This is a genomic window from Leifsonia sp. 466MF (assembly GCF_900100265.1).
Lineage (GTDB): Bacteria > Actinomycetota > Actinomycetes > Actinomycetales > Microbacteriaceae > Leifsonia.
In genome coordinates this window covers 1,925,957-1,951,373 of record NZ_LT629696.1, presented here as the reverse complement: position 1 = coordinate 1,951,373, position 25,417 = coordinate 1,925,957, and the positions used below count along the sequence as shown (strand labels likewise).

Below are 25,417 nucleotides of genomic sequence, written 5' to 3'. Positions count from 1 at the left end.
TTCAGGGGACGAGATCGTAGGTGACCCACTTGGTCTTCTCAGCGAACCTGTCGTAGAGGCGCCGAGCGGTCTCGTTGTCCTTCGCCGTGATCCAGCGGACGACCGACAGACCGCGCTCCTTGGCGCTCTCGCGCAGGGCCTCCAGCAGGGCGGAGCCGGCTCCGGCACCGCGCGCGTCGGGGCTCACGAACAGGTCGTCGAGGTACAGGCCCTTGCTGCCGTCGAGGGGGCGGACGAACTCGCGCACGTGCGCCAGGCCGATCGGCGTGTCCTCCTCGTCGACGGCGAAGTACGCCTCCAGCTCGTTGTCCGGGTCCGAGATCCAGCTCCACACGAGCAGAGCCTTCTCGTCGGTGACCGGTCGCTCGTAGAAGTCGCCGTAGCCTGCGTACAGGTCGAGCCAGGTGAAGAACTCGTTGTCTCGTACGCGCCGGACCGTCGCCGTCATCGTTCCTCCTCGCTCGGGGCTGCGGCGAGCAGGATATCGGTCACCTGCAGCTCGTCGGCGGAGGCGAACCGCAGGTCGGCGATTCTGCCCACAGAGCGGAGGTCGCCCGCGGCGGACTCGACGGCCGCGATCTCGTCGGCCGGGCCGGCGATGACGGCCGAGTCGACCGGCGTGCGCTGAGACGCCTTGGCGGCCGTCTTGGCGCCGCGGATGCCCGTCAGGGCGCGTCCGACGATGGCGAGGACCTCGCGGTCCGCGCTCCAGTCGAGCGCCACCTCCCGGGCCTCGGGCCACGGCGCCACGTGCACCGAGCCCTCCTCGGACCAGCTCCATGCCTCCTCGGCCGCGAACGGCAGCACGGGGGCGAACAGCCGGAGGAACGTGGAGAGCGCGACCCGGAGGGCGACGACGGCGGAGGCCTGCTCTGCGCCGGCCTCGCCGTACGCGCGCTCCTTCACGAGCTCCAGGTAGTCGTCGCAGAATGTCCAGAAGAACGGCTCGACGATCTCCAGCGCCCGCGAGTGCTCGTAGTTGTCGAGCGCGGCCGTCGCGTCCGCCACGACCCCGGCGAGGTTCTGCAGCATGCTGCGGTCGAGCGGGCTGGTCACCCGGTCGAGGTCGAGCGACTCGGGCGCGTCGAAGCCGAGGATGAACTTCGCCGCGTTGAGCAGCTTGATCGCCAGGCGACGGCCGATCTTGATCTGCGTCGGGTTCTGCGGATCGAACGCCGCGTCGGTGCCGAGCTTGCTGGAGGCCGCCCAGTACCGCACCGCGTCGGAGCCGTGCCGCTCGAGGATGTCGGCGGGCGTCACCACGTTGCCCTTCGATTTCGACATCTTCTTGCGGTCGGGGTCGACGATGAAGCCGGAGAGGGCGGCGTTGCGCCACGGAGCCACGTCCGCCTCCAGCTTCGCCCGCAGCAGGGTCGAGAACAGCCAGGTGCGGATGATGTCCTGCCCCTGGGGCCGCAGGTCATACGGGAAGACGGCGTCGAACAGCTCCGGGTCGCGCATCCAGCCGCCCGCCAGCTGCGGGGTGAGGGAGGACGTCATCCACGTGTCCATCACGTCGTGCTCGCCGACGAAGCCGCCGGCCTGGCCGCGCTGCGCCTCGTCGAAGCCGGGCGCGGTGTCGGACGACGGGTCGACCGGCAGCATCTCCTCCGTCGGGAGGATCGGCTCGTCGAACAGCGGGTTGCCGACCGCGTCGAGCGGGTACCAGACCGGGATCGGCACGCCGAAGAAGCGCTGGCGCGAGATCAGCCAGTCGCCGGTGAGGCCGTTGACCCAGTTCTCGTAGCGGATGCGCATGAAGTCGGGGTGCCAGTCGATCTCGCGACCCAGCTCGATGAGCCGGGCGCGCAGTTCCTCGTCGCGGGCGCCGTTCTTCACGTACCACTGGCGGGTGGAGACGATCTCGAGCGGCTTGTCGCCCTTCTCGAAGAACTTCACCGGGTGCTGGATGGGCTTGGGCTCGCCCTCGAGGTCGCCGGAGGCGCGCAGCAGCTCCACGACCGCCTGCTTCGCCGAGAACACGGTCTTGCCGGCCAGCTGGGCGTAGGCCTCCTTGCCGGCCTCCGACGTGATCGCCGCGGGCGGCTCGGGGAGGATGCGGCCGTCGAAGCCGATGATCGCCCGGTTCGGGAGGTCAAGCTCGCGCCACCAGGTGACGTCGGTGACATCGCCGAAGGTGCAGATCATGGCGATGCCCGATCCCTTGTCCGGCTGGGCCAGGTGGTGGGCGACGACCGGCACCTCGACGTCGAACAGCGGGGTGCGGACGGTCGTGCCGAACAGCGGCTTGTATCGCTCGTCGTCGGGATGCGCCACCAGCGCCACACAGGCGGGCAGGAGTTCCGGGCGAGTGGTCTCGATGTGGACAGGGCCGTCGGCACCGTGGAACGCGACGCGGTGGTAGGCGCTCGGCTGCTCGCGGTCCTCCAGCTCGGCCTGGGCGACGGCGGTGCGGAAGGTGATGTCCCACAGGGTCGGCGCCTGCGCCTGGTACGCCTCACCGCGCGCGATGTTGCGGAGGAAGGCCAGCTGGGAGGTGCGGATCGAGTCGCGCCCGATGGTGCGGTAGGTCTGCGACCAGTCGACGGAGAGGCCGAGGGTGCGCCAGAGCGCCTCGAACTGCTTCTCGTCCTCCTCGGTCAGGCGCTCGCACAGCTCGATGAAGTTGCGGCGCGAGATCGGCTTCTGGTCGGCGGCCTTCGTGCTCTTGTTGTCGCCGCCCTCGAACGGCGGCTGGAAGTCCGGCTCGTAGGGGAGCGACGGGTCGCAGCGCACGCCGTAGTAGTTCTGCACGCGGCGCTCGGTGGGCAGGCCGTTGTCGTCCCATCCGATCGGGTAGAACACCTTCTTGCCGCGCATGCGGTGGAAGCGTGCGATCACGTCGGTGTGGGTGTAGCTGAAGACGTGGCCGATGTGCAGCGACCCGGAGGCCGTCGGCGGCGGGGTGTCGATCGAGTACACGCTGTCGCGGCCGGCGGCGAGGGCAGCGTCACGGTCGAACAGGAAGGTGCCGTCCTGCTGCCAGCGGTCACCCCACTTCGACTCGAGACCCTCCAGTGCGGGCTTGTCCGGTACGCGAGCGGCGGGCGTGTTCTCGCTCATAGGGGTCCTCCGAGTCGATATGTGCGGCACCGTGTCCACGGGGTGCCTGAGTGTGGGATCCCCTCCAGAGTACCGAACCTCGGGTACGAACGCGTCAGCACGGCACCCGGCCGGGTGTCCGGCCGGGTGCTAGACCTCGCGTCAGACCGCGCGTCAGACCTCGTCGATGATCGGCTTCCGGCGCGCGGCGAGCAGGGCCGCGACCAGGGTGATCGCCGACATCACCGCGAGCACGATGCCCGGGTGCCACCAGGCGTTGCCGGTGGCCTTGCCGAAGATCAGGGTGAGCGCCGGGACGAACGACGTGAGCAGCGCCGCGAGGCTGTAGGCGACCGAGAGTCCGCTGTAGCGCACCTCGCTCGGGAAGAGGTCCGACATCAGCCCGCCGAGCCCCGCCCACGACAGGGTGGGCAGAATGCCGCCGATGATCATGCTGCCCACGAGGATCGCGAACGACGCGGACTGCAGCAGGAAATACATCGGGAAGGCGACGATCAGGGTTCCGACCGCACCGATGGCGACGACCTTCGCCGAACCGATCCGCGTCGCCCAGAGGCCGAAGAGCGGGATGGTGACCAGCTGCAGCAGACCGCCGATGGTCGTGGCGACCAGCAGATCCTGGTACTTGAAGCCCAGCACCGACGTGCCGTAGTCGACCATGTAGGTGTTCATCAGCGAGTAGGAGCCGATGCCGAGCACGGCGGCGCCGATCCCGATGAAGAAGCCCGAAGGCGCCTTGCGGAACACGTCGATCACCGGGAAGCGGTCGCGCGTTCCCGTCTCGAGCAGCTTGCGGAACACGGGCGTCTCGTCGATCGACCACCGCAGGTAGAGCGAGACGAGCAGCAGCGGGAACGCCGTCAGGAAGGGGATGCGCCATCCCCAGGCCGCGATGTCCGCGGTTGACATGGTGAGGGTGAGGACGATGAACACCACCGCGCTCAGGATGGAGCCGACCGGCGAGCCCAGCTGGGGGAGAGCCGCGTAGAAGCCGCGCCGCTTCGGGTTGGCGTACTCGGTGGCCAGCAGGATGGAGCCGCCCCACTCGCCGCCGACCGAGAAGCCCTGCAGCAGACGCAGCAGCACGATCGCGATCGCTCCGAACCATCCGGCCGCCGCGTAGGTCGGGAGCAGTCCGACGAGGCCGGTGCTCAATCCCATGATGAGGATGGTGATGAGCAGGGTCGGGCGGCGTCCGATCCGGTCGCCCAGGTTGCCGAACACGACAGCGCCGATCGGGCGGATGACGAAGCCGGCGGCGATGGCGAGGAACCCGGCCAGCGCTCCGCCGAAGGCACCGAGGGGCGCGAAGAACAGAGGGCCGACGAAGAAGGCCGCGAAGTACGCGTAGAGGTAGAAGTCGTACGACTCGAGCGCCGTGCCGACGAACGAGGCGATGGTGACGCGGCGTGCGGTGCCGGGGGTGATGCCCGGGCGGTCGGTCTCGCTGCGGACGGGGCTGGTGGTGGTTGTCACGGGTGTCCTTCAGAACGGATTAATATGTGGACCGGGTCCAATAATGGCACGAGAGGGAACGCACGATGGCGCTGCCGCATTCCCCGCGCTCGTCCGGCTCCGGTCGGCCGCGCTCCTCGTCCCGCGAAATGCTGGCCGAGGCGGCCGCCGAGCTCTTCCTCGAGCAGACGTACACCGGCACCACGGTCGACGACATCGCGCGACGCGCGGGCGTCAGCCGGGCCACCTTCTTCAACTACTTCGGCTCCAAGAGCGACCTGCTGTGGCTGGAGGTGGATGAGGCGCTCGCCGCATTCGACACGACGCTCGCGTCCGTCTCGTCCGAGCTGGCGCCGATGGATGCGGTGCTGGACGCGGTCACGCGCCTCGCCGACGGTTTCGGCCCCGGGCGGCTGCCGCTCGCGGTGACCCAGGTGGAGCTGATGGGAACGGACGCGGAACTGCAGGCCTCCGCGCTCCCGCGGTTCCTCGCGCTCGTCCGCAGCCTCCAGGCGTTCATCGCTTCCCGCGCGGCGCTCGGCGCCGACGCGCTCCTCCCGCGTGCCGCCGCCACCGCGGTCGTCGGAGCCGCCGTCTCGGCGGCAACCGCGTGGGCGCGTGCCGGCGTCCGCCGCGGCGCCCTCACCCCGCTCGTCCGGACGGCCGTCGCACCGGTCTGCCGCGGCTACGCCTCCGCCCTCTGAGGTTGCTTGGCCCCTCGCGACGCCCTTCGTCGCGAAGTGCACGTAGTTGCGGTCTCGGACGGCGTGTCGACCGCAACAAGGTGCACTTCACGGAAAGCCGGACGCGGAGGTGCGTGGAGCGGATAAGATGGAGGGCACAGGCATGGATCCGGGTATCGCCGGGGAGTCTTCGGAAGAACGGCGGACGCGCGAGCGGCGCTCAGTAGAACCGAACGGGGCCGGCCCGTCACAGCCGAAGAATGAGAGGCCCTTTCCGCCACCGGCGGTGGGTGGGGCAAGCGGGGTGGTACCGCGACGGGCGTGCGAGCGTCCGGCGTCCTCGTCCAGCACGAGAACCTGCCAGGAGTGAGATGCCGTACCCCAAGTCCGCGCCGGACTCGCCGCACGACGGCGAGCAGCGCCCCGACGTCACGCCGAGTCCCGTCTTCCCGGAGATCGAGACCGACGTCCTGAAGTTCTGGGACAAGGACGGGACCTTCCGCGCCTCCATCGACAACCGCGCCGACGCCGAGGAGTGGGTCTTCTACGACGGCCCGCCGTTCGCCAACGGCCTCCCGCACTACGGCCACCTGCTCACCGGGTACGCGAAGGACGTCTTCCCGCGCTTCCAGACGATGCGCGGCAAGAAGGTGGAGCGCCGCTTCGGCTGGGACACCCACGGTCTGCCCGCGGAGCTGGAGGCGGAGCGGCAGCTGGGCATCACCGACAAGAGCCAGATCGAGGAGATGGGTCTCGCCGCGTTCAACCAGGCGGCGAAGGACTCGGTGCTGCGGTACACCCGCGAATGGCGCGAGTACGTTACCCGCCAGGCACGCTGGGTCGACTTCGACAACGACTACAAGACACTCGACACCACGTACATGGAGTCGGTGATCTGGGCGTTCAAGCAGCTCCACGAGAAGGGCCTCGCCTACGAGGGCTACCGTGTGCTGCCGTACTGCTGGCGCGACCAGACCCCGCTGTCGAACCATGAGCTGCGGATGGACGACGACGTCTACAAGATGCGTCAGGACCAGACCGTGACGGTCACGTTCCCGCTGGTCGGCGAGAAGGCCGAAGTGCTCGGGCTCACCGGCGTGCGCGCTCTCGCGTGGACGACGACCCCGTGGACACTGCCCACCAACTTCGCGCTCGCGGTCGGCCCCGACATCGAGTACGCCGTGCTGCCGTCCGGCCCCCATGGCGCCGCCGACTCGAATGGCGGTCCGGACCAGGAAGTCCTGAGCGGCCGTTACATGCTGGCGAAGGACCTCGTCGGCAACTACGCCAAGGACCTCGGCTACGAGTCGCCTGCCGACGCGGTGGCGGCGATCACCGGGATGCTGCGCGGTTCCGAGCTCGCCGACGTCGAGTACGACCGGCTCTGGGACTACTACGCCGACACCGAGAAGTGGGGCACGCAGAACGCGTGGCGCATCCTCGTCGACGACTACGTCACGGTCGAGGACGGCACCGGCATCGTGCACCAGGCGCCCGCCTACGGCGAGGACGACCAGCGTGTGACCGAGAAGGCCGGCATCCCGGTCATCATCTCGGTGGACGACGGTGGACGCTTCCTCCCGGACGTGTCCGACGTCGTCGGTCTGCAGGTGTTCGACGCGAACAAGCCGCTGACCCGCCTGCTCAAGGAGCGGGGCCGGCTGCTGCGCCAGGCGAGCTACGAGCACTCGTACCCGCACTGCTGGCGCTGCCGTAACCCGCTCATCTACAAGGCGGTGTCGAGCTGGTTCGTCCGCGTCACCGACTTCCGCGACCGGATGGGCGAGCTCAACCAGCAGATCACCTGGGTGCCCGAGAACGTCAAGGACGGCCAGTTCGGCAAGTGGCTCGCCGGCGCCCGCGACTGGTCGGTGTCGCGCAACCGCTACTTCGGATCGCCCATCCCGGTCTGGAAGAGCGACGACCCGGCCTACCCGCGGGTCGACGTCTACGGGTCGCTCGAGGAGCTGGAACGTGACTTCGGCCGCCTTCCCCTGAATGCTGCGGGCGAGCCGGATCTGCACCGCCCGTTCATCGACGAGCTCACGCGCCCGAACCCGGACGACCCGACCGGCCGATCCACGATGCGCCGCATCCCGGACGTGCTGGACGTGTGGTTCGACTCCGGGTCGATGCCGTTCGCGCAGGTGCACTACCCGTTCGAGAACCGCGACTGGTTCGACAGCCACAACCCGGCCGACTTCATCGTCGAGTACATCGGGCAGACGCGCGGCTGGTTCTACCTGCTGCACACGCTCGCGACGGCCCTGTTCGACCGCCCGGCCTTCAAGAACGTCATCAGCCACGGCATCGTGCTCGGGAGCGACGGACAGAAGATGTCGAAGTCGCTCCGCAACTATCCGGACGTCAACGAGGTCTTCGACCGCGACGGCTCCGACGCGATGCGCTGGTTCCTGATGTCGAGCCCCGTGCTGCGCGGGGGCAACCTGCTGGTCACCGAGGAGGGCATCCGCGAGGGCGTCCGCCAGGTGCTGCTGCCGCTGTGGAACACCTGGTACTTCTTCTCGCTGTACGCCAACGCGTCCGGATACGAGGCGAAGCGCTCCACCGCGTCCACCGACGTGCTCGACCGCTACCTGCTCGCCAAGACGCGCGACCTGGTGGAGGCCGTGACCGCCGACCTGGAGGCCCTGGACTCGACCCTCGCCGCCGCCAAGCTGCGCGACTTCGCCGACGTGCTCACCAACTGGTACGTGCGCCGCTCACGCGACCGGTTCTGGGAGGGCGTCAGCGAGGACGGCAGCGGTACCGAGGCCTTCGACACGCTTTACACCGTGCTCGAGACCGTGACCCGCGTCGCCGCGCCCCTCCTGCCGCTCGTCAGCGAGCGCATCTGGAAGGACCTCACCGGCGGCCGCAGCGTCCACCTCGCCGACTGGCCGGAGGCCGCCGAGTTCCCGGCGGACGACGCCCTGGTGGATGCGATGGACCGCATCCGTGCCATCAGCTCCACCGCGCTGTCGCTGCGAAAGCAGGCCGGCAAGCGCGTCCGGCTGCCGCTCGCCTCGCTCACCGTCGTGGCGCATGACGCCGCCGCGCTGGCCCGGTTCGAGGGCATCCTGCGCGACGAGCTCAACGTGAAAGCGGTCGAGCTGGTCGAGCTGCAGGACGACAGCGCTGCGCACTACGGCATCACGAGCAAGCTGACCGTGAACGCCCGCGCGGCAGGTCCACGACTCGGCAAGCAGGTGCAGCAGGTCATCCAGGCCGCCCGGGCCGGCGACTGGTCGGAGACCGACGGTGTCGTCACCGTCGGCGGGGTCGAACTAGTCGAGGGGGAGTACGACCTGGTGCTCGAGACCGCGTCGGACGGCGACGGGACCTCGGCCCTGGCGCTGCTCGCCGGCGGCGGCTTCGTCCTGCTCGACACCGAGACCACCCCGGAGCTCGAGGCGGAGGGACTCGCGCGCGACATCATCCGCGCCGTGCAGGACACCCGCAAGGCGGCCGGACTCGACGTCAGCGACCGCATCCGGCTCGCGCTGGCGTTCGAGCACGAGGACGACGCGCGCGCGCTCGACCTCGCGGGAGACGTCGACATCGCGACCGAGACGCTGGCTCTGGCGGTGCAGGTGTCGGCCGCGGGAGCATCGACACCGGAGCAGCCCGCGTACGAGCAGCAGTTCGGCGCCGGGCAGTTCGCCAACGCCGGGGCGTTCACCGTCGGCGTCACCAAGCTGAACGAGGAGGAGTCGTGACCGACGAGGACGACTACCGCGACCGCGCAGAGGCCGTCTACCAGGCGCTGCTCGCCCGGGTCGGCGAGGGAGCGCCAGAACGGAGGCTCGACGCCACCCGCCGTGCGGTTGAGCTGCTGGGCGACCCGCAGCGCGCGTACCCGATCATCCACGTCACCGGCACCAACGGGAAGACGTCCACCAGCCGCATCGCCGAGAGCCTGCTGCGCGCTTACGGCCTCCGCACCGGACTGCTCACGAGCCCCCACCTGGTGCGCTTCAACGAGCGCATCGTGATCGACGGCGAGCCGATCGAGGACGAGGCGCTCGTGCGCAACTGGGAGGACATCAGCCCGTACCTGGAGATCGTGGATGCGGAGCTGAGGGAGGCGGGCAAGGCACCGCTCACGTTCTTCGAGGCGTTGACGGCCCTGGCCTTCGCCGCGTTCGCGGATGCGCCGGTCGATGTCGCGGTGATCGAGGTCGGCATGGGCGGCGAGTGGGACTCCACCAACGTCGGGGACGGCCAGGTGGCCGTATTCACCCCGATCGCCCTCGACCACACCAAGGCGCTCGGCGACACCGTCGAGGAGATCGCGCGCACCAAGTCCGGCATCGTGAAGCCGTCGGCCGACGTCGTGTCGTCGGCGCAGACTCCCGAGGCCGACCGGGTGCTGCGGGATGCCGCGCTGCTCACCGAGTCGACCTTCGCCGAGCAGCCGGGCGACTTCGATGTCGCATCGACCCGCGTCGCCGTCGGCGGACAGCTGGTGACGGTGCGTGGACGCGCGGCGACCTACGAGGACGTCTTCCTCCCGCTGTACGGCGACCACCAGGCGCAGAACGCAGCCGTCGCCGTTGCAGCGGTGGAGACGTTCCTCGGGCGCGGGACCCAGCCGCTCAATCCCGCCCTCGTCGAAGAGGGGTTTGCCACGGCCACATCGCCCGGCCGCCTGCAGCTGATCGGCATCGAGCCGAGCATCCTCGTCGACGCCGCGCACAATCCCGCCGGCGCCGCGGTGCTGGCCGAGGCGCTTCGCAGCTACTTCGACTTCGACGAGATCACCTTCGTCGTCGGAATCCTGGGCGACAAGGATGCGCGCGGCGTCATCCGAGCGCTCGCGCCGGTCGCCACGCAGTTCTTCGTCACGCGTCCCGACTCGGACCGGGCGCGGGAGGCGGAGGACCTCGGCGAGCTGGTGCGCGAGGAGGTGGGCGACGAGGCGACCATCGTCTACTCGGACCCCATCGACGCGCTCGAGTCCGCCCGCGACTGGGCGGGCGAGGAGGGCCGCCGCGCGGTCGTCGTGGCCGGCAGCATCGTGCTGGTCGGCCAGGCCATGGCGTACGCCGAGGAGCAGGAGTGGAAGAAGGCGGCGACGTGACCGACGCCGGATCCGCGGGCGACGCGCCCGAGCAGTCTGCGGGGGACCAGCGCGCCGGCCGCCCGCGCCGTCAGCGATCGCTCCGCGAGCTCCTCGGCTCGATCGTCCTCGGCTTCGAGCTGCTCGTCGTCTTCCTCGGCGCGCTCGTGCTGTTCGGCCTGGGCTCGCTGCCCGCCGGCGTCGCACTGGGCGGGGGAGCGGCGCTCATCGTGCTGATGATCGTCGCGATCGGGCTGCTGCGGAACACCGTCGGCGTCGTCCTCGGCTGGATCGTCCAGGTCGTCATCGTGGCGGCCGGCCTCCTCGTCCCCGCCTTCTTCATCGTCGGCGCGATCTTCACCGCCATGTGGGCGTACTGCATGATCGCCGCCGCACGCATCGACCGAAACAACCGGGCCGCGGCTGCCGCGGCCGACAATGGAACGGAGAACCCATGACCAGTGCCGTCGAAGAGACCCTCGTCCTCATCAAGCCGGATGGAGTGGCCCGCGGGCTGACCGGCGAGATCCTGCGCCGGATCGAGGCGAAGGGCTACTCGCTCGTCGACCTGCGGATGCTGCAGGCCGACCGCGACCTGCTCGCGCAGCACTACGCCGAGCACGAGGGCAAGCCGTTCTACGAGCCGCTGGTGGAGTTCATGGAGTCGGGCCCGATCGTGGCCATCCGCCTGGCGGGCAACCGCGTGATCGAGGGCTTCCGCTCCCTCGCCGGCGCCACCGACCCGACGACCGCGCTCCCGGGCACCATCCGCGGCGACCTCGCCCGCGACTGGGGCCTCAAGGTGCAGCAGAACCTCGTGCACGGCTCCGACTCGCCCGAGTCGGCACAGCGCGAGCTCGGTCTCTGGTTCGGCTGAGCCGACAGCTACACGAAAGGGAGGCGCCCCCGGCCGCTACGGCCCCGGGCGCCTCCCTTTCGCACATCCAGCGGTGTGTCGGGTCGGATGCTCCTCCGTTTCAGGCGCCGATCAGACGAAGGCGCGGTGGATCCAGTCGAGCTGGATCTGGGCAAGGATCGCGACGATCGCGTAGCAGACGATGGTGATCAGCGGCACCCAGCCGTACAGGGTGCGGAATACGCGACGGGCGCGCTCCGGCACCGGGATGTTGCCCTCCTTGAGGTTGTAGAGGGTCACCGCCCAGAAGGTGGGGATGGTCACGAGCCAGGTCACCATGCACCACGGGCACAGCACGTTGAGCACGGTGATGGACTGGGTGATCAGGAAGATCACGAGCACCAGCGCGAGCAGCACGCCCACGTTGAACGCGATCCAGTACCAGCGGGCGAAGCGCGCACGATTCGCCAACAGGCCCGCGCCGACGGCGATCGTGGCCGTCCAGCCGCCGAGACCGAGGATCGGGTTCGGGAAGCCGAGCAGCGATCCCTGCCAGGAGTTGAGGTTCTTGGCGCACCCGACGAGAACGGAGAAGTTGCAGGAGAGCTGCGCGTTCGGATCTTCCAGGAGGTGGAACTTGTCCACGGTGAGCATGAACGCCGCCCAGACTCCGATGAGTCCGGCGATGATCAGGAAGACGGCGAGAGCGGTCGGGCGGCGGTAGGAAACCTCGGCGGGGCTGTCTGGCACCCTCGGATTATGGCATGACGTCTGCGTGTCGTCCTGGGAGGAGACTCGGGTGGGCCCGCGCCCGTGCGATAATCGTTGCAGCAGTCGTCCCGGCCGAGGCCGGGAGCACCGACAGAAGGCTTGAGGGCGCCCAGAGCGTCCGTGAAAAATGCCGGCCGTGATGGCCGGTGGAGAACATGAGCCGGATGCAGGCCGCGCCACGAGCCCGGCGGTATCCGAACAGGATTGAGGGAGGCGCCGCTCGCGCCGCCTCCCGACGGAGAGACCCGGTGAGCGGGCAACCGCCACCGGTCGAGGAGTGCACCAGCGATGGTGGATAACGAAAATATCGACAACACGGACAACAACGAGACGGAGACGGGAGGACGGAAGCGCAAAGGGCTCTTCGGCGCACGACGCGTCGTGAAGAAGCCCTTCCAGGCCGTACAGGCCGACGCGTTCCCGCCTTCCTCCGGACAGAGTGCGGCCGAGCAGGCCGCCGAGCCGACGGCCGCCGAGCCCGAAGCGGCACAGGCTGCCACCGTCGAGGAGACGGCGCCCGCCGCCGGTGAGGCCGCGGCACAGCGCGCCCTCGCCGCCGACGGCGTGCAGCCCGCTGCCGGCCTCGAGCCCCCGGCGCTCCCGGACAAGCACGGCGAGGTGGAGGCGCCGGTCGTCGGCGCCGCCGCGCCCGGCCTGCCCCCGACGACCCTGCTCTTCCAGGCGCCGGACGTCCTGCCGCTCCCGCCGCTCCCCGAGGGCGACGAGGAGCCCGCCGGCGGTGTCCGCCGTCGGTCCCGCCGCCGCGCGGGCGAGTCGCGCGACAACGCCAACGACCCGGCCAACACCGTCGTCAAGGTGCGCACGCCGCGCGAGCCCGAGCTCATCACCGAGCCGCAGAAGGTCAAGGGGTCCACGCGTCTCGAGGCGAAGAAGCAGCGCCGCCGCGACGGTCGCGACGCCGGCCGTCGCCGCCCGGTCATCACCGAGGCCGAGTTCCTGGCCCGGCGCGAGTCCGTCGACCGGCAGATGGTCGTCCGCTCGAAGGGTGGCCGCATCCAGATCGGCGTGCTCGAGGACAAGGTGCTCGTCGAGCACTACGTCGCCCGCTCGCAGGAGGCGTCGCTCATCGGCAACGTCTACCTCGGCCGCGTGCAGAACGTGCTCCCCAGCATGGAGGCCGCGTTCGTCGACATCGGCCGTGGCCGCAACGCCGTCCTGTACTCGGGCGAGGTGGACTGGGATGCGGTCGAGACCGGCAACCAGCCGCGCCGCATCGAACTGGCCCTGAAGCCGGGCGACCGCGTGCTCGTCCAGGTCACGAAGGACCCGGTCGGCCACAAGGGCGCCCGCCTCACCAGCCAGATCTCGCTCCCGGGCCGCTACCTCGTGTACGTGCCGGGCGGATCCATGAACGGCATCAGCCGCAAGCTCCCGGACACCGAGCGCTCGCGCCTCAAGAAGATCCTCAAGGAGGTGCTGCCCGAGAACGCGGGCGTCATCGTGCGCACCGCCGCCGAGGGTGCGACCGAGGAGCAGCTGACGCTCGACGTCACCCGCCTGACCTCGCAGTGGGCTGACATCAGCACGCGTGTCGAGACCCAGCAGGCTCCTGCTCTGCTGCACAGCGAGCCGGACCTCCTGATCAAGATCATCCGCGACGTCTTCAACGAGGACTTCCAGAAGCTCGTCATCGCCGGCGACGACGCGCGCCAGACGATCGAGAACTACCTCCGCCAGGTCGCCCCCGACCTGCTCGACCGTGTCGAGCCGTACACGGGGGAGCGCGACGCGTTCGACGAGTTCCGCATCACGGAGCAGATCGAGAAGGCGCTGGAGCGCAAGGTGTGGCTGCCGTCGGGCGGTTCGCTCGTCATCGACCGCACCGAGGCCATGACGGTGGTCGACGTGAACACCGGCAAGTTCGTCGGCTCGGGCGGCAACCTCGAGGAGACCGTCACCAAGAACAACCTGGAGGCGGCCGAGGAGATCGTCCGTCAGCTCCGGCTGCGCGACATCGGCGGCATCATCGTCGTCGACTTCATCGACATGGTGCTGGAGTCGAACCGCGACCTGGTCCTCCGCCGTCTGGTGGAGTGCCTGAGCCGCGACCGGACGAAGCACCAGGTCGCCGAGGTCACCTCGCTCGGTCTCGTGCAGATGACCCGCAAGAAGCTCGGCCTCGGCCTGCTGGAGACCTTCAGCGAGGCGTGCGAGGTCTGCGCCGGCCGCGGTGTCATCGTCCACCACGACCCGGTCGTCAAGCACCGCCAGCCGCAGCAGCCGCAGAACGAGCGTCGCCGCGGCCGCGGTGGAAGCGCCGGCGGCAGCAGCAACGGCGGCTCGAACGGGAGCGGCAACGGAAACGGCGGAAACGGCGCTGGCGGCCACAACGGCACACACGCCATCACCGACGACGCCAAGAACGCGCTGGCCAAGATCGCCGCGTCGACCATCCACCACGACGAGGAGGCGAAGGCGCAGGAGAACGCCGCGTCGGCCGACGTCGAGCAGATCAGCGTGACCGAGGTGACGCTGACCGAGGTCACCGCCACGAAGAAGCGCCGCCGCAAGGGCAAGGGCGGTGCCGACCGGCAGCAGGCCGAGACCACGCCGTCCGAGGACGCGGTCAGCGAGCCCGCGTCGGAGCAGCCGGCCGAGGGCTCGGCGGAGGCTGCGCCCGAGGCTGGGGCTTCGGAGCCGTCGGCCGAGCCGATCCTCCCGCTCCTCGACCTCCCGGAGCCGGCGGAGGTGCGCCCGACCGCGGCGCGTCCGTCGCCGGAGGAGGCCGAGCTCCTGCTCGACTCCGTCCTCGAGGCGCTGCCCGCGCCGAAGGAGCCGGGTCAGGGCCGCAACCGGAGCCGACGCGCGAGCACGGCGGTCATCGCCGGCGGTGAGCTGGCGCCGAAGGGCGAGTAGCCTCCACCACCGGGCCGGAGCGACCGGGACGCCGTCAGTGCCGGCGGCGGACCCGGTCGCGCGCCCGCACCCGTAACCCGCTGGCGATGAGCCGCGACACGAGCTCCTTGCCGGAGACGGGATGCGCTCCGGCCGCCACGAGCTCGTCGTAGCGCCGGTCGGGCACGTCGTAATGGTCGATGTCGAAGGCGCGGCGGTGGATGTCGTTCGCCTCGGCGAAGGCGTGCAGCTCGTCGAGAGACGCGTCGCTGACCAGATGCGACCACAACATGCCGTGAGCCGGCCATGCCGGGGGATCGATCAGGACCGTCATAGAATGATTCTAGGAACCGGTTCCGCAGTCGGAGCCGGACGGTCCCGAAGCCGGAACGGTGTCGCCACCGTGACGACGGCGCTGAATTGACGGCCTGTCGGGCGTCGGGTAAAGTTGACCGTTGGTGTGTGCCGGGTGTGACCCGCGCAGCCATCATGGTTTTCTGAGAGCAGCCGGGAGCATGTCGCTACCGGCGGGACTCGCCAGTGACTTCCAAACAGTTGAAGAAGCAGGACCAGGTCCGCGGCAGCGCCGGGAACTGTTCCCCGACGAAAAGGTACGTGAAAGTGGTTTACGCAGTTGTGCGCGCCGGTGGCCGGCAGGAGAAGGTCGAGGTCGGCACCATCGTGACGATGGACCGCGTCAAGGCCGACAAGGACGGCAAGATCGAGCTCGCGCCGGTGCTGCTGGTCGACGGTGACAAGATCACCTCCGACGCCAAGTCCCTCGCGAAGGTCACCGTGACCGCCGAGGTCCTCGGCGACCTCCGCGGCCCGAAGATCGTCATCCAGAAGTTCAAGAACAAGACCGGCTACAAGAAGCGCCAGGGCCACCGTCAGGAGCTCACGCGCGTCAAGATCACCGGCATCAAGTAGCCGACGGCTCTCGAGGAGAAGACACCATGGCACACAAAAAGGGAGCGAGCTCCACTCGCAACGGCCGCGACTCCAACGCGCAGCGCCTCGGCGTGAAGCGCTTCGGCGGCCAGACCGTCAACGCGGGCGAGATCCTGGTCCGCCAGCGCGGCACCCACTTCCACCCCGGCGTGAACGTCGGTCGTGGCGGTGACGACACGCTGTTCGCCCTCGCCGCCGGCGCGGTCGAGTTCGGCACCAAGGGCGGCCGCAAGGTCGTCAACATCGTGGCGGCCGAGGCCTGAGCCTCGACCACGAGCACCACTCTTCCGGATGGGCGGGCTTCGGCCCGCCCATCCGCCGTTTCAGCACCACAAGCAGTAGGAGAGCACCATGGCGACGTTCGTTGATCGCGTGACGTTGCACTTGCGCGCCGGCAACGGCGGCAACGGGTGCGTCTCGGTCCGGCGCGAGAAGTTCAAGCCGCTGGCCGGTCCCGACGGCGGGAACGGCGGCAACGGCGGCGACATCGTCCTCGTCGCCGACCCGCAGGTCACCACGCTGCTCGGCTATCACCGCCACCCGCACCGTTCGAGTGACAACGGCGGCTTCGGCATGGGCGACCACCGCAGCGGCCACACCGGCGAGACCCTCGAACTGCCCGTCCCGGTCGGCACGGTCGTCAAGAGCGCCGACGGCGACGAGCTCGTCGATCTGTCGGAGCCCGGCATGCGCTACGTCGTCGCTCCCGGCGGCGTCGGCGGCCTCGGCAATGCCGCGCTGGCGAACCCGAAGCGCAAGGCGCCGGGCTTCGCGCTGCTGGGCACCCCCGGGTGGGAGGGCGACGTCCAGCTCGAGCTGAAGACGGTCGCCGACATCGCCCTGGTGGGATACCCCTCGGCGGGCAAGTCGAGCCTCATCGCTGCCATGTCGGCCGCGAAGCCGAAGATCGCCGACTACCCCTTCACCACGCTCCACCCGAACCTCGGCGTCGTGCAGGCGGGCGACGTCCGCTACACCGTCGCCGACGTCCCCGGTCTCATCGAGGGCGCGAGCGAAGGACGCGGGCTGGGCCTGGAGTTCCTCCGTCACGTCGAACGCTGCTCGGCCCTCCTGCACGTGCTCGACTGCGCGACCCTGGAGCCCGGTCGCGACCCGCTGAGCGACCTGGACGTCATCCTCGGCGAGCTGGCCGCCTACCCGGTCCCCGAGGGGCAGACGCCGCTCCTGGAGCGTCCGCAGCTGATCGCTCTGAACAAGATCGACGTCCCGGACGCCCGCGAACTGGCCGACTTCGTCCGCCCGGAGCTCGAGCAGCGCGGCTACCGCGTCTTCGAGATCTCGACGGTCAGCCATGAAGGCCTCCGCCCACTGTCGTTCGCCCTGGCCGAGATCGTGGAGCAGGCGCGCGCCGAGCAGGCCGCGCTGGAGCAGGCACGACCCCGCATCGTCATCCGCCCGAAGGCCGTCGACGACTCCGGATTCGTCGTCAAGGTCGAGGGCGGCACGGACGGCCCGGTGTACCGCATCCTGGGCGCGAAGCCGGAGCGCTGGGTCGCCCAGACCGACTTCGCCAACGACGAGGCCGTCGGCTTCCTGGCGGACCGCCTCGCGAAGCTCGGCGTCGAGGACCAGCTGGTCCGCGCGGGCGCCGTCGCCGGCTCCACCGTCGTCATCGGCCGTGACAACGGTGTGGTGTTCGACTGGGAGCCCACGCTCACCTCCACCGCGGAGCTCATCACCTCGCCACGCGGAAGCGATGTGCGTCTGGACACCAACGCGCGTCCGACCCGCGCTCAGCGCCGCGACGACTACTTCGAGCGGATGGATGCGAAGGCCGAGGCCCGCGAAGAGCTCCTGCGCGAGCGCGAGGCCGGGCTGTGGCAGGACGACAGCTACGACGACAACGTGGTGCGCAGCGCGGCCGACGGCAGCCGTGGAGACGAGGAGACCGCAGAGGAATGACCATCGACGACCGCAGCCAGATCCCCTCCGCCCGACGCATCGTCGTCAAGGTGGGCTCGTCGTCCATCAGCGGCGAGAACGCGGGGCAGATCGTGCCGCTGGTCGACGCCCTCGCCGAGGCCCACGGCCGCGGTACGCAGGTCATCCTCGTCTCGTCCGGCGCCATCGCGACCGGCACGCCTTTCCTGTCGCTTTCGGAGCGCCCCACCGACCTCGCGACGCAGCAGGCGGCGGCCGCGGTCGGTCAGACGGTGCTCATCTACCGCTACCAGGACAGCTTCGATCGCTACGACATCGTCGCGGGGCAGGTGCTCCTGACCGCGGGCGATATGGAGAACCCGACCCACCGCAGCAACGCCAAGCGTGCGATGGAGCGGCTGCTCGACCTCCGCATCCTGCCCATCGTGAACGAGAACGACACGGTCGCGACGCACGAGATCCGGTTCGGCGACAACGACCGCCTGGCTGCGCTGGTCGCACTGCTCGTCGACGCCGACCTCCTGGTGCTGCTGTCCGACGTGGATGCGCTCTACACGCGTCCGCCGCACGAGCCCGGCGCCGAGCGCATCGAGGTCGTCGGCTGGGACGACGAGCTGGAGGGGGTCGAGATCGGGTCGACCGGTCTCTCCGGCGTCGGCAGCGGGGGAGCGGTCACGAAGGTCTCGGCCGCCCGCCAGGCCGCCGAGCGCGGCACCGCCGTGGTGCTCACCGCCACGTCGCTGGTATCGCAGGCGTTGCGCGGCGAGCAGGTCGGGACCTGGTTCGCCCCGGCGCCCGACACGCACGGATCCGACGGGTCCGTCCCCAGGTCCGGGCTCTCCACCGGTTCGACCGCAGCCGTCACCTCCGACGCCGCGGCGTCCTAGAATCGACGCATGTCCTCGTTGACCGGTGCGCTGCCCACGGCCGCGCTCTCCCTGCACGAACGGCTCGCCGCCGCCAAGACCGCGTCGCGCGACCTCGCGATCGCCGACACGGATCGTAAGAACCGCGCGCTGCGCGCCATCGCCGACGGTGTGCTCGCCGCGTCGGCCGACATCCTCTCCGCCAACGAGCTCGACCTGGCCAACGGCCGTGAGAACGGCCTCTCCACCGGCCTGCTCGACCGCCTGACGCTGAGCCCGGCGCGCCTGCAGGGTCTCGCCGACGCCGTCCTCGAGATCGTCGGCCTGACCGACCCGGTCGGGCAGGCCGTGCGCGGCAGCTCGCTGCCGAACGGTGTGAAGATCACGCAGGTGCGCGTCCCCTTCGGCGTCGTCGGCGCGATCTACGAGGCCCGCCCCAACGTCACGATCGACATCGCCGCGCTCGCGATCAAGAGCGGCAACGCCGCGGTGCTGCGCGGCGGCAGCGCGGCCATCGAGACCAACCGCGTGCTCGTGCACGTCATCCAGCAGGCGCTGGCGAGCGCCGGCCTTCCGTCGGATGCCGTGCAGACGATCGACGACTTCGGCCGCGAAGGCGCCGCCGAGCTGATGACGGCGCGCGGCTTCGTCGACGTGCTTATCCCTCGGGGGAGCGCCGACCTGATCCAGGCCGTGGTGACGCAGTCGACGGTGCCGGTGATCGAGACCGGCGCGGGTGTCGTTCACGTGGTGCTCGACGAGTCGGCCCGTGAGGACTGGGCCGTCGACATCGTGCGGAACGCCAAGGTGCAGCGGCCGAGCGTGTGCAATGCCGTCGAGACGCTGCTCGTGCACCGCGCCGCGGCCGAGCGGCTGCTGCCTCCCGTGCTCTCCGCGCTGCGCGCCGAGGGCGTCACCATCCACGCCGACGACCGCGCCCTGCCCTTCGCTCCGGATGCGGTGCCGGTGACGGACGAGGACTACGCCACCGAGCACATGAGCCTCGACATCTCCGTGAAGGTGGTCGACGACCTCGACGAGGCGATCGAGCACATCCGCCGGTACTCCACCCAGCACACGGAGTCGATCATCACGAACGACCTCCAGAACGCCGAGCGCTTCCTGGCCGAGGTCGACTCCGCGGTCGTGATGGTGAACGCCTCGACGCGCTTCACCGACGGCGGCGAGTTCGGGTTCGGCGCCGAGGTCGGCATCTCGACGCAGAAGCTGCACGCACGCGGGCCGATGGGACTCCCTGAGCTCACCAGCACCAAGTGGATCGTCCGCGGGTCCGGCCAGGTCCGGGCGTGACCGACCGCTAGACTTGACGGTGGGCCGAAGGCCCCGAGAAAGGATCACGCACGATGTCATTCCTGACGACCGTCCTCGCCGAGGCGGAGACCCACGTCGAACTGCCGATGCCCACCTGGGCGTTCGGCGCTATCGCCATCGTCCTCTTCATCGCCCTCGCCTTCGTCGCCTGGAGCTTCAAGGATGTCGCCAACCGGCACAGCCACCGCTCCGCCCCCGACGCCGCCGCCCACGCGGGCGCTCCGGGCGCCACGCACCACGGCACCGGCCACCCGACCCAGGGGCACTGAGCCGATCCGGGCATGGAGCTGAAGGAGACGGGCCGGCCGCGGATCGGTGTGATGGGCGGCACTTTCGACCCCATCCACCACGGCCACCTGGTGGCCGCCAGCGAAGTGGCCCAGTCGTTCGACCTCGACGAGGTCATCTTCGTCCCGACCGGTCAGCCCTGGCAGAAGGGCGCCGTCACCCCGCCGGAGCACCGTTACCTGATGACGGTCATCGCGACCGCATCCAATCCGCGGTTCACGGTTAGCCGGGTCGACATCGACCGGGTCGGTCCCACCTACACCATCGACACCCTGCGCGACCTGCACCGCGAGCGTCCGGACGCCGAGCTGTTCTTCATCACCGGCGCGGACGCCATCGCCCAGATCCTCAGCTGGCGCGACGTCGCGGAGCTCTGGGAGCTCGCCCACTTCGTGGCTGTGAGTCGCCCGGGACATGACTTGAGTATTTCTGGATTGCCGGAGCAAGACGTAAGCTTGTTGGAAGTTCCGGCCCTGGCGATCTCGTCGACCGATTGCCGGAGCCGGGTGAGCAGGGGATTCCCGGTGTGGTACCTGGTACCGGACGGGGTTGTTCAATACATCTCCAAACACCATCTGTATCGGAGCGTGGCATGACATCGTGGCCTGAACAGCCGCCGACGGGCCAGCCGCAGACGCGGCGACAGGCGAGGGAGTTCGAGCGCTCCGCCTCCCGACGTGCCGGAACCGCTGAGCCGACCCCCGGCGGGCAGATCCCCGAGATGACCACCACCGTGCCCCCGCGCGCGTCCGACGAGGGTGCTGCCGCGGCCGGCACGGCGCAGCAGAGCGAGAAGCCGCAGGCTGAGGCGCAGGGCGCCGAGAAGCCGCAGTCCGAGTCGAAGCAGGCCGAGCCCGCCGCCCCGAAGGCCGAGCAGGCGCCGGCCCAGCCGGAGCGTCCGGCCATTCCGGCCAGCGCTTTCGCTGAACCCGGCGTCTCGTCGCCGTCGCGTGACGCCTTCGACCTGTTCCGTCAGGGTCCGGACACCACGCAGCCCGAGCCCGTCACGCAGCCGATGGCCATCCTCCAGCCGACCACGCCGCCCGCGGCACCCGCGTCCACCCCGCCGGCTTCAGCGAACGCCGGGTCGGAGCGCACTCTGACGCGCCGCGAGCTCCGCGCGATGCTGCAGGCTCAGGAGGCCAACGCCCAGGCCAATCACGCGCCGGCCGCCGGGGAGCAGGTCTTCCCCGTGTCCTTCACGTCCGGTCCCGAAGAGTCCGGCGCCAAGGAAGGTGCAGCGGAGTCCGGCTCGTCGGCTCCGCAGGCCGCTGCTGCTGCTCCCGCCGCCGATCCGCTCGCAGCCGATCCCGCGACGCCCGCCCCGACCAGCGAGAAGTCGGCCTGGCCGTTCGCCCCGCTGACTCCGTCGTCAGCGCCGACCGCATCCCGTTCCGGCCAGTCCGAGACCACGGTCACCCAGAGCTCCACCTCTCCCTTCGCCGCCTTCGGCACTGCGGAGCCGAAGGCCGACGCCCCCGCTGTCGAGGCCCCGTCCGCGCCCGCCCCGGCGAAGAACGAGGAGCCGAGCGAGACCGCCGCACAGGAGCGCCGGCCGTTCACCCCGCCGACCGGGCACTGGTCGACGGCCGCCGAACTGGACGATCAGAACCAGCCGATCATCTCGCGCAACGTCGCCCAGTCGACCGCCGCGACGACGACCAACGCACTCATCCTGCCCGTCATCCCGCAGCCGGATACCCGCGCGCCGCTGACGAGCACGGGGGAGATCCTGGTCACCGGCTCGATCGACCTGCCGCGCGGGATGGGAGCCACCGGCGCCCACCCCGACCGCATCGACTCCTCGGACCTCGACCGTCTGCTCGACGGCGAGGAGAACGAGTTCAACACCTCGGAGGTTCAGCCGGTCCGCGCGTCGCGCGCCATCAGCACCCACACCTCCACCCGGGGCGTCATCGCCCCGCCGAAGAAGCGCGGCAACACGCTGCCGGTGATCCTCATGGTCACGGCCGGCGTCTTGGCGGTGAGCGTCACCGCGCTGCTCGTGGCCGCCTACGTGCTGAAGGTGTTCTGATCATCCGCACCTGCGCCACTCTTCTCGCACCGACCGCGACCCCACGACCGGAGGACCTTCCGTGACCGCATCCCAGCACGCCCGGGAGATTCTGCAGGTGGCTGCCGCCGCCGCCGACTCGAAGGGCGGACAGGACCTCGTGGCCCTCGACGTGTCGGGCCCGCTGCCGCTGACGGATGCGTTCCTGCTGGTCAGCGGGCGCGTCGAGCGCAACGTCGTCGCCATCGCCTCCGAGGTGGAGGACCGCCTCAATGAGGCCGGAGTGAAGACGCTGCGCCGTGAAGGCAAGGGGGAGGGCCGCTGGGTGCTCCTCGACTTCGGCGACCTCGTCGTGCACGTCTTCCACGAAGAGGACCGCATGTACTACGCGCTCGAGCGCCTCTGGAAGGACTGCCCGACGATCCCGATCGAGCTGCCCGTCCACGAGAACGCCGAGTAAGGCGCCGCGCACCCGGCTCCCAGCGTTCTGTCGGGTTCACCTGAGAGGCCTCTCATGAAGGGCCGATTGGATGGGCACATGAAGTGTCCCAACGACAACGCGACCCTGGTCATGAGCGAACGCCACGGCATCGAGATCGACTACTGCCCGGAGTGCCGGGGAGTCTGGCTCGATCGTGGAGAGCTCGACAAGATCATCGACCGCGCCGGGACCTCGGTTCCGGCCGCGCCCGGCCCCCAGGCCGCCCCGCAGCCGGTGCCGCCGCAGTACGCCGCGCCGCAGCCGTACGCGGAGCCGCAGTATCGTGAGCCTCGGTACGGCGACCAGCGCTACAGCGACCCTCGCTACGACCAGCAGAGCCAACGCCCCTACAAGAAGAAGAAGGAGAACTGGCTCAGCGAGCTGTTCGACTGACACGAGCGGCGCTCAGTTTTTTCTGGCGGGCGCGATGTAGTAGTCTGAATGAGTTGTTCCGGGAGGTCCGAAAGGCCCGAACGGCGCACACTCTGGGTCTGTGGCGCAGCTGGTAGCGCACCTGCATGGCATGCAGGGGGTCAGGGGTTCGAGTCCCCTCAGATCCACCGAAGATGACAGAAGGCCGGCCCGAAAGGGCCGGCCTTCTGTGCTGTTACGGTCGGTGTCTGGCCGCTGGCGGTCAGTCGCCCTTCACGTTGACCAGCTGGTGAAGCGTGTGGCGGATCTCGACGAGGTCGGCCGCGTCGGCCATCACCTGGCCGATCGGCTTGTACGCCTGCGGGATCTCGTCCAGGAACGCCTCCGTGTCACGGAACTCGATTCCGGTCATCGCCTCACGCAGCTCCTCGATGGTGAACCGCTTGCGCGCGGCCGTCCGCGAGAACTGGCGTCCTGCGCCGTGCGGCGAGGAGTGCAGCGCGAGCGGGTTGCCGAGCCCGGAGACCACGTACGACGCCGTCCCCATCGAACCGGGGATCAGGCCCGCCTGGCCGACGCGCGCCGAGATGGCGCCCTTCCGCGACACCCAGACGTCCTTGCCGAAGTGGTTCTCCTTCTGCGTGAAGTTGTGGTGGCAGTTGATGCGCTCCGACTCGATCACGTCCACGCCGAACCACTCCGACGTCTGACGCACCACACGGTCCATCATCTCCTCACGGTTCAGCAGCGCGAAGTGCTGAGCCCACCGCAGCTGCGCGATGTACTCGTCGAACTCCGGCGTGCCCTCGACCAGGTAGGCGAGGTCCTTGTCGGGGAGTTCGATCCACCACTTCTCCATCAGCGCCTGCGCGACCTTGATGTGGTGACCGGCGATCCGGTTGCCGACGCCACGGGAGCCGGAGTGCAGGAACAGCCACACCACGTCCTCTTCGTCGAGGCTGACCTCGATGAAGTGGTTGCCGGAGCCGAGCGACCCCAGCTGGCGCTCCCAGTCGCGCAGGTGCGTCGACGGGTCGAAGCCGGCCTGCTCGGCCAGCTCTGTCAGCTCCTGGATGCGCGGCTCCGCGGTCGCGACGATCTTCCGGTTGCGGGCGCCGGCGGACAGTGGGATGGCGCGCTCGATCTGGGTGCGCAGCTCCGAGAGCGGAGCGGAGGAGGCCGCCACGTCGTCGCGCGTGAACTGCGTCCGCACGGCGATCATCCCGCATCCGATGTCCACGCCGACGGCCGCGGGCATGACGGCGCCGAGGGTCGGGATGACCGACCCGACCGTGGCGCCGAGGCCCAGGTGGGCGTCCGGCATGAGGGCGAGGTGCGGGTGGATGAACGGCATCCGCGAGGTGGTGACCGCCTGCTCGCGCGTGGAGTCCTCCAGCAGGGAGGCCCAGCTCAGCAGGCGGTTCGAGATTCTTTCCATGATCCTTTCGTTTCTCATCGGGGTGCGGCCGGGACGGCCGTTCCCCGCGGAGATGCGAAGGAGGAGGTCAGCCCCGGACCTCGAACGGCGGGGCTGCGACACACCGGAAGGTGCGGTGCTACAGACCCCGCGGGCGCTCGAGCGCGCGGAAGGTGCGCTGTTCGCGCTTCGGGTACTGCATGCTGAGCATCCCGGTGTCCTTCCGTTCGGCGTTCTTCAGCGTGGGCTGCCTGCGCCGGTCGGCGCAGGATTCACGACTATACATGCCAGCAGTGATTCTGGGAAGTACAGTCGCATCCATGGACACTCGGATCGCCGGCCCGGCCGACGCGGACGCCATCACGACGACGATCGCCCTGGCTTTCCGCGACGACCCGGTGTGGGGGCCCGCTCTTGCGGCGCCGGACGGCGGAACCGCGCACCTGGAGCGGTTCTGGCGGTACTTCGTCGAGGGCGCGATCGGCCATCGAACGGTGTCCATGCAGCAGGGCCCCTCGGGCGAGGCAGCGACTGTCGCCGTCTGGCTGCCGCCGGGGGTCGACGAACTCACCGAGCAGCAGGAGGCGGAGGTGGACGCCCTGATGGCGCGCACGCTCACGCCCGAGCGCTTCGAGGCGTACCGGCGGCTGTGGCAGCGGTTCGACGAGACGCACCCGCACGGCGAACCGCACATGTACCTGAGCCTGCTGGCCACGCATCCCGCTCATCGCGGGCGGGGGATCGGTCAGCGGCTGCTCGCCGAGGATCTCGCCCGATTCGATGCGGACGGGCTCCCGGCGTACCTCGAATCGACGAATCCGGCCAACGACCACCGGTATGAGCGCGCGGGCTTCCGGGCGGTCGGCGGCTTCACCTCCGTCATCGACGGGGCTGCCGTCACCACGATGTGGCGGGATGCGCGCAACCCTGCAGAAGGAGGCTGAGCCTCAGCGCAGGCGGCGCTCCTCCTCCTGCTCCAGACGCTCCTTCTCGGCGTCCTTCGCCTCCTGCTCCTTCTGGATCTCTTCTTCGCGCGGGGTCTTGTTCG

General features: G+C 69.8%; 24 protein-coding genes and 1 tRNA gene. 18 read left to right on the top strand and 7 right to left on the bottom strand.

The annotated features are described in order from the left end of the window. Position 1: 1 nt before the first annotated feature. From BLR91_RS09265 to BLR91_RS09255, 3 genes are all read right to left on the bottom strand, one after another. Entirely contained in the window at positions 2–448 is a 447-nt protein-coding gene (locus BLR91_RS09265) for a GNAT family N-acetyltransferase (protein ID WP_089875547.1), read from the bottom strand. Further along, complete coding sequence (gene valS / locus BLR91_RS09260; RefSeq protein ID WP_089875548.1) at positions 445–3,063, bottom strand: valine--tRNA ligase; 2,619 nt, start codon at positions 3,061–3,063, stop codon at positions 445–447. The genes BLR91_RS09265 and valS overlap by 4 nt, the downstream gene beginning before the upstream one ends. 153 nt (positions 3,064–3,216) lie before the next feature. Beyond that, positions 3,217–4,539 carry an MFS transporter gene (locus BLR91_RS09255; protein ID WP_018190805.1) on the bottom strand — a complete coding sequence of 441 codons (1,323 nt, stop codon included), beginning with the start codon at positions 4,537–4,539 and terminating at the stop codon, positions 3,217–3,219. Between the two features lie 65 nt (positions 4,540–4,604). Between BLR91_RS09255 and BLR91_RS09250 the strand changes: the two genes are divergently transcribed. The 5 genes from BLR91_RS09250 to ndk all read left to right on the top strand — a co-directional run bounded on the left by BLR91_RS09250 (position 4,605) and on the right by ndk (position 11,140). After that, positions 4,605–5,222, top strand: coding sequence for a TetR/AcrR family transcriptional regulator (locus tag BLR91_RS09250; protein WP_089875549.1), 618 nt, complete (start codon positions 4,605–4,607; stop codon positions 5,220–5,222). Between the two features lie 350 nt (positions 5,223–5,572). Continuing rightward, positions 5,573–8,920 carry an isoleucine--tRNA ligase gene (gene ileS, locus BLR91_RS09245; protein WP_089875550.1) on the top strand — a complete coding sequence of 1,116 codons (3,348 nt, stop codon included), beginning with the start codon at positions 5,573–5,575 and terminating at the stop codon, positions 8,918–8,920. Next, positions 8,917–10,284, top strand: coding sequence for a bifunctional folylpolyglutamate synthase/dihydrofolate synthase (locus tag BLR91_RS09240; RefSeq protein WP_089875551.1), 1,368 nt, complete (start codon positions 8,917–8,919; stop codon positions 10,282–10,284). Before ileS ends, BLR91_RS09240 begins: the two co-directional genes overlap by 4 nt. Continuing rightward, positions 10,281–10,721 carry a DUF4233 domain-containing protein gene (locus BLR91_RS09235; RefSeq protein ID WP_089881465.1) on the top strand — a complete coding sequence of 147 codons (441 nt, stop codon included), beginning with the start codon at positions 10,281–10,283 and terminating at the stop codon, positions 10,719–10,721. Before BLR91_RS09240 ends, BLR91_RS09235 begins: the two co-directional genes overlap by 4 nt. Beyond that, positions 10,718–11,140: a nucleoside-diphosphate kinase gene (gene ndk, locus BLR91_RS09230; protein WP_018190810.1), complete on the top strand. Its 423-nt coding sequence runs from the start codon at positions 10,718–10,720 to the stop codon at positions 11,138–11,140. The genes BLR91_RS09235 and ndk overlap by 4 nt, the downstream gene beginning before the upstream one ends. Before the next feature lie 111 nt (positions 11,141–11,251). Here the strand turns inward: ndk and BLR91_RS09225 are convergent, their stop codons facing one another. Further along, complete coding sequence (locus BLR91_RS09225; RefSeq protein WP_089875552.1) at positions 11,252–11,869, bottom strand: vitamin K epoxide reductase family protein; 618 nt, start codon at positions 11,867–11,869, stop codon at positions 11,252–11,254. Between the two features lie 309 nt (positions 11,870–12,178). On the opposite strand from BLR91_RS09225, the gene BLR91_RS09220 reads away from it, so the two are divergent. Continuing rightward, on the top strand, positions 12,179–14,767 hold the full coding sequence (locus tag BLR91_RS09220) for an Rne/Rng family ribonuclease (RefSeq protein WP_089875553.1): 2,589 nt from the start codon (positions 12,179–12,181) through the stop codon (positions 14,765–14,767). A gap of 34 nt (positions 14,768–14,801) precedes the next feature. On the opposite strand, the gene BLR91_RS09215 is transcribed toward BLR91_RS09220, so the two are convergent. Further along, positions 14,802–15,080 (bottom strand): DUF4031 domain-containing protein, encoded by a 279-nt coding sequence (locus BLR91_RS09215; protein ID WP_089875554.1) that lies wholly within the window; start codon positions 15,078–15,080, stop codon positions 14,802–14,804. A gap of 287 nt (positions 15,081–15,367) precedes the next feature. On the opposite strand from BLR91_RS09215, the gene rplU reads away from it, so the two are divergent. The 11 genes from rplU to BLR91_RS09160 all read left to right on the top strand — a co-directional run bounded on the left by rplU (position 15,368) and on the right by BLR91_RS09160 (position 23,140). After that, entirely contained in the window at positions 15,368–15,676 is a 309-nt protein-coding gene (rplU, locus tag BLR91_RS09210; protein ID WP_029042780.1) for a 50S ribosomal protein L21, read from the top strand. A 26-nt stretch (positions 15,677–15,702) separates the two neighbouring features. Further along, positions 15,703–15,960, top strand: a complete 258-nt coding sequence (rpmA, locus tag BLR91_RS09205; RefSeq protein ID WP_018190815.1) for a 50S ribosomal protein L27 — start codon at positions 15,703–15,705, stop codon at positions 15,958–15,960. An 88-nt stretch (positions 15,961–16,048) separates the two neighbouring features. Continuing rightward, positions 16,049–17,620: a GTPase ObgE gene (obgE, locus tag BLR91_RS09200; RefSeq protein WP_018190816.1), complete on the top strand. Its 1,572-nt coding sequence runs from the start codon at positions 16,049–16,051 to the stop codon at positions 17,618–17,620. Further along, positions 17,617–18,486, top strand: coding sequence for a glutamate 5-kinase (proB, locus tag BLR91_RS09195; protein WP_089875555.1), 870 nt, complete (start codon positions 17,617–17,619; stop codon positions 18,484–18,486). Before obgE ends, proB begins: the two co-directional genes overlap by 4 nt. A gap of 9 nt (positions 18,487–18,495) precedes the next feature. Further along, complete coding sequence (locus BLR91_RS09190) at positions 18,496–19,776, top strand: glutamate-5-semialdehyde dehydrogenase (protein ID WP_089875556.1); 1,281 nt, start codon at positions 18,496–18,498, stop codon at positions 19,774–19,776. 53 nt (positions 19,777–19,829) lie between these two features. Beyond that, the gene (locus BLR91_RS09185) at positions 19,830–20,066 is read left to right on the top strand and encodes a hypothetical protein (RefSeq protein WP_018190819.1); all 237 of its coding nucleotides are present in this window, start codon (positions 19,830–19,832) and stop codon (positions 20,064–20,066) included. Positions 20,067–20,078: 12 nt separating this feature from the next. After that, positions 20,079–20,681: a nicotinate-nucleotide adenylyltransferase gene (gene nadD, locus BLR91_RS09180; protein ID WP_020074894.1), complete on the top strand. Its 603-nt coding sequence runs from the start codon at positions 20,079–20,081 to the stop codon at positions 20,679–20,681. After that, positions 20,678–22,120, top strand: a complete 1,443-nt coding sequence (locus BLR91_RS09175) for a hypothetical protein (protein ID WP_231918868.1) — start codon at positions 20,678–20,680, stop codon at positions 22,118–22,120. The genes nadD and BLR91_RS09175 overlap by 4 nt, the downstream gene beginning before the upstream one ends. A gap of 61 nt (positions 22,121–22,181) precedes the next feature. Beyond that, a complete protein-coding gene (gene rsfS / locus BLR91_RS09170) occupies positions 22,182–22,559 on the top strand; it encodes a ribosome silencing factor (RefSeq protein ID WP_018190821.1) in 378 nt (125 codons plus the stop codon). 78 nt (positions 22,560–22,637) lie between these two features. Beyond that, complete coding sequence (locus tag BLR91_RS09165) at positions 22,638–22,973, top strand: TFIIB-type zinc ribbon-containing protein (protein ID WP_089875560.1); 336 nt, start codon at positions 22,638–22,640, stop codon at positions 22,971–22,973. A gap of 94 nt (positions 22,974–23,067) precedes the next feature. Then, a tRNA-Ala gene (locus BLR91_RS09160) sits at positions 23,068–23,140 on the top strand. Positions 23,141–23,214: 74 nt separating this feature from the next. Here BLR91_RS09160 and BLR91_RS09155 read toward each other — a convergent pair. Beyond that, the gene (locus tag BLR91_RS09155; protein WP_089875562.1) at positions 23,215–24,390 is read right to left on the bottom strand and encodes an RtcB family protein; all 1,176 of its coding nucleotides are present in this window, start codon (positions 24,388–24,390) and stop codon (positions 23,215–23,217) included. A 118-nt stretch (positions 24,391–24,508) separates the two neighbouring features. Next, entirely contained in the window at positions 24,509–24,655 is a 147-nt protein-coding gene (locus BLR91_RS20160; protein WP_172823201.1) for a hypothetical protein, read from the bottom strand. A 34-nt stretch (positions 24,656–24,689) separates the two neighbouring features. On the opposite strand from BLR91_RS20160, the gene BLR91_RS09150 reads away from it, so the two are divergent. Further along, positions 24,690–25,313 (top strand): GNAT family N-acetyltransferase, encoded by a 624-nt coding sequence (locus BLR91_RS09150; protein ID WP_089875564.1) that lies wholly within the window; start codon positions 24,690–24,692, stop codon positions 25,311–25,313. The last annotated feature ends 104 nt before the right edge of the window (positions 25,314–25,417 follow it).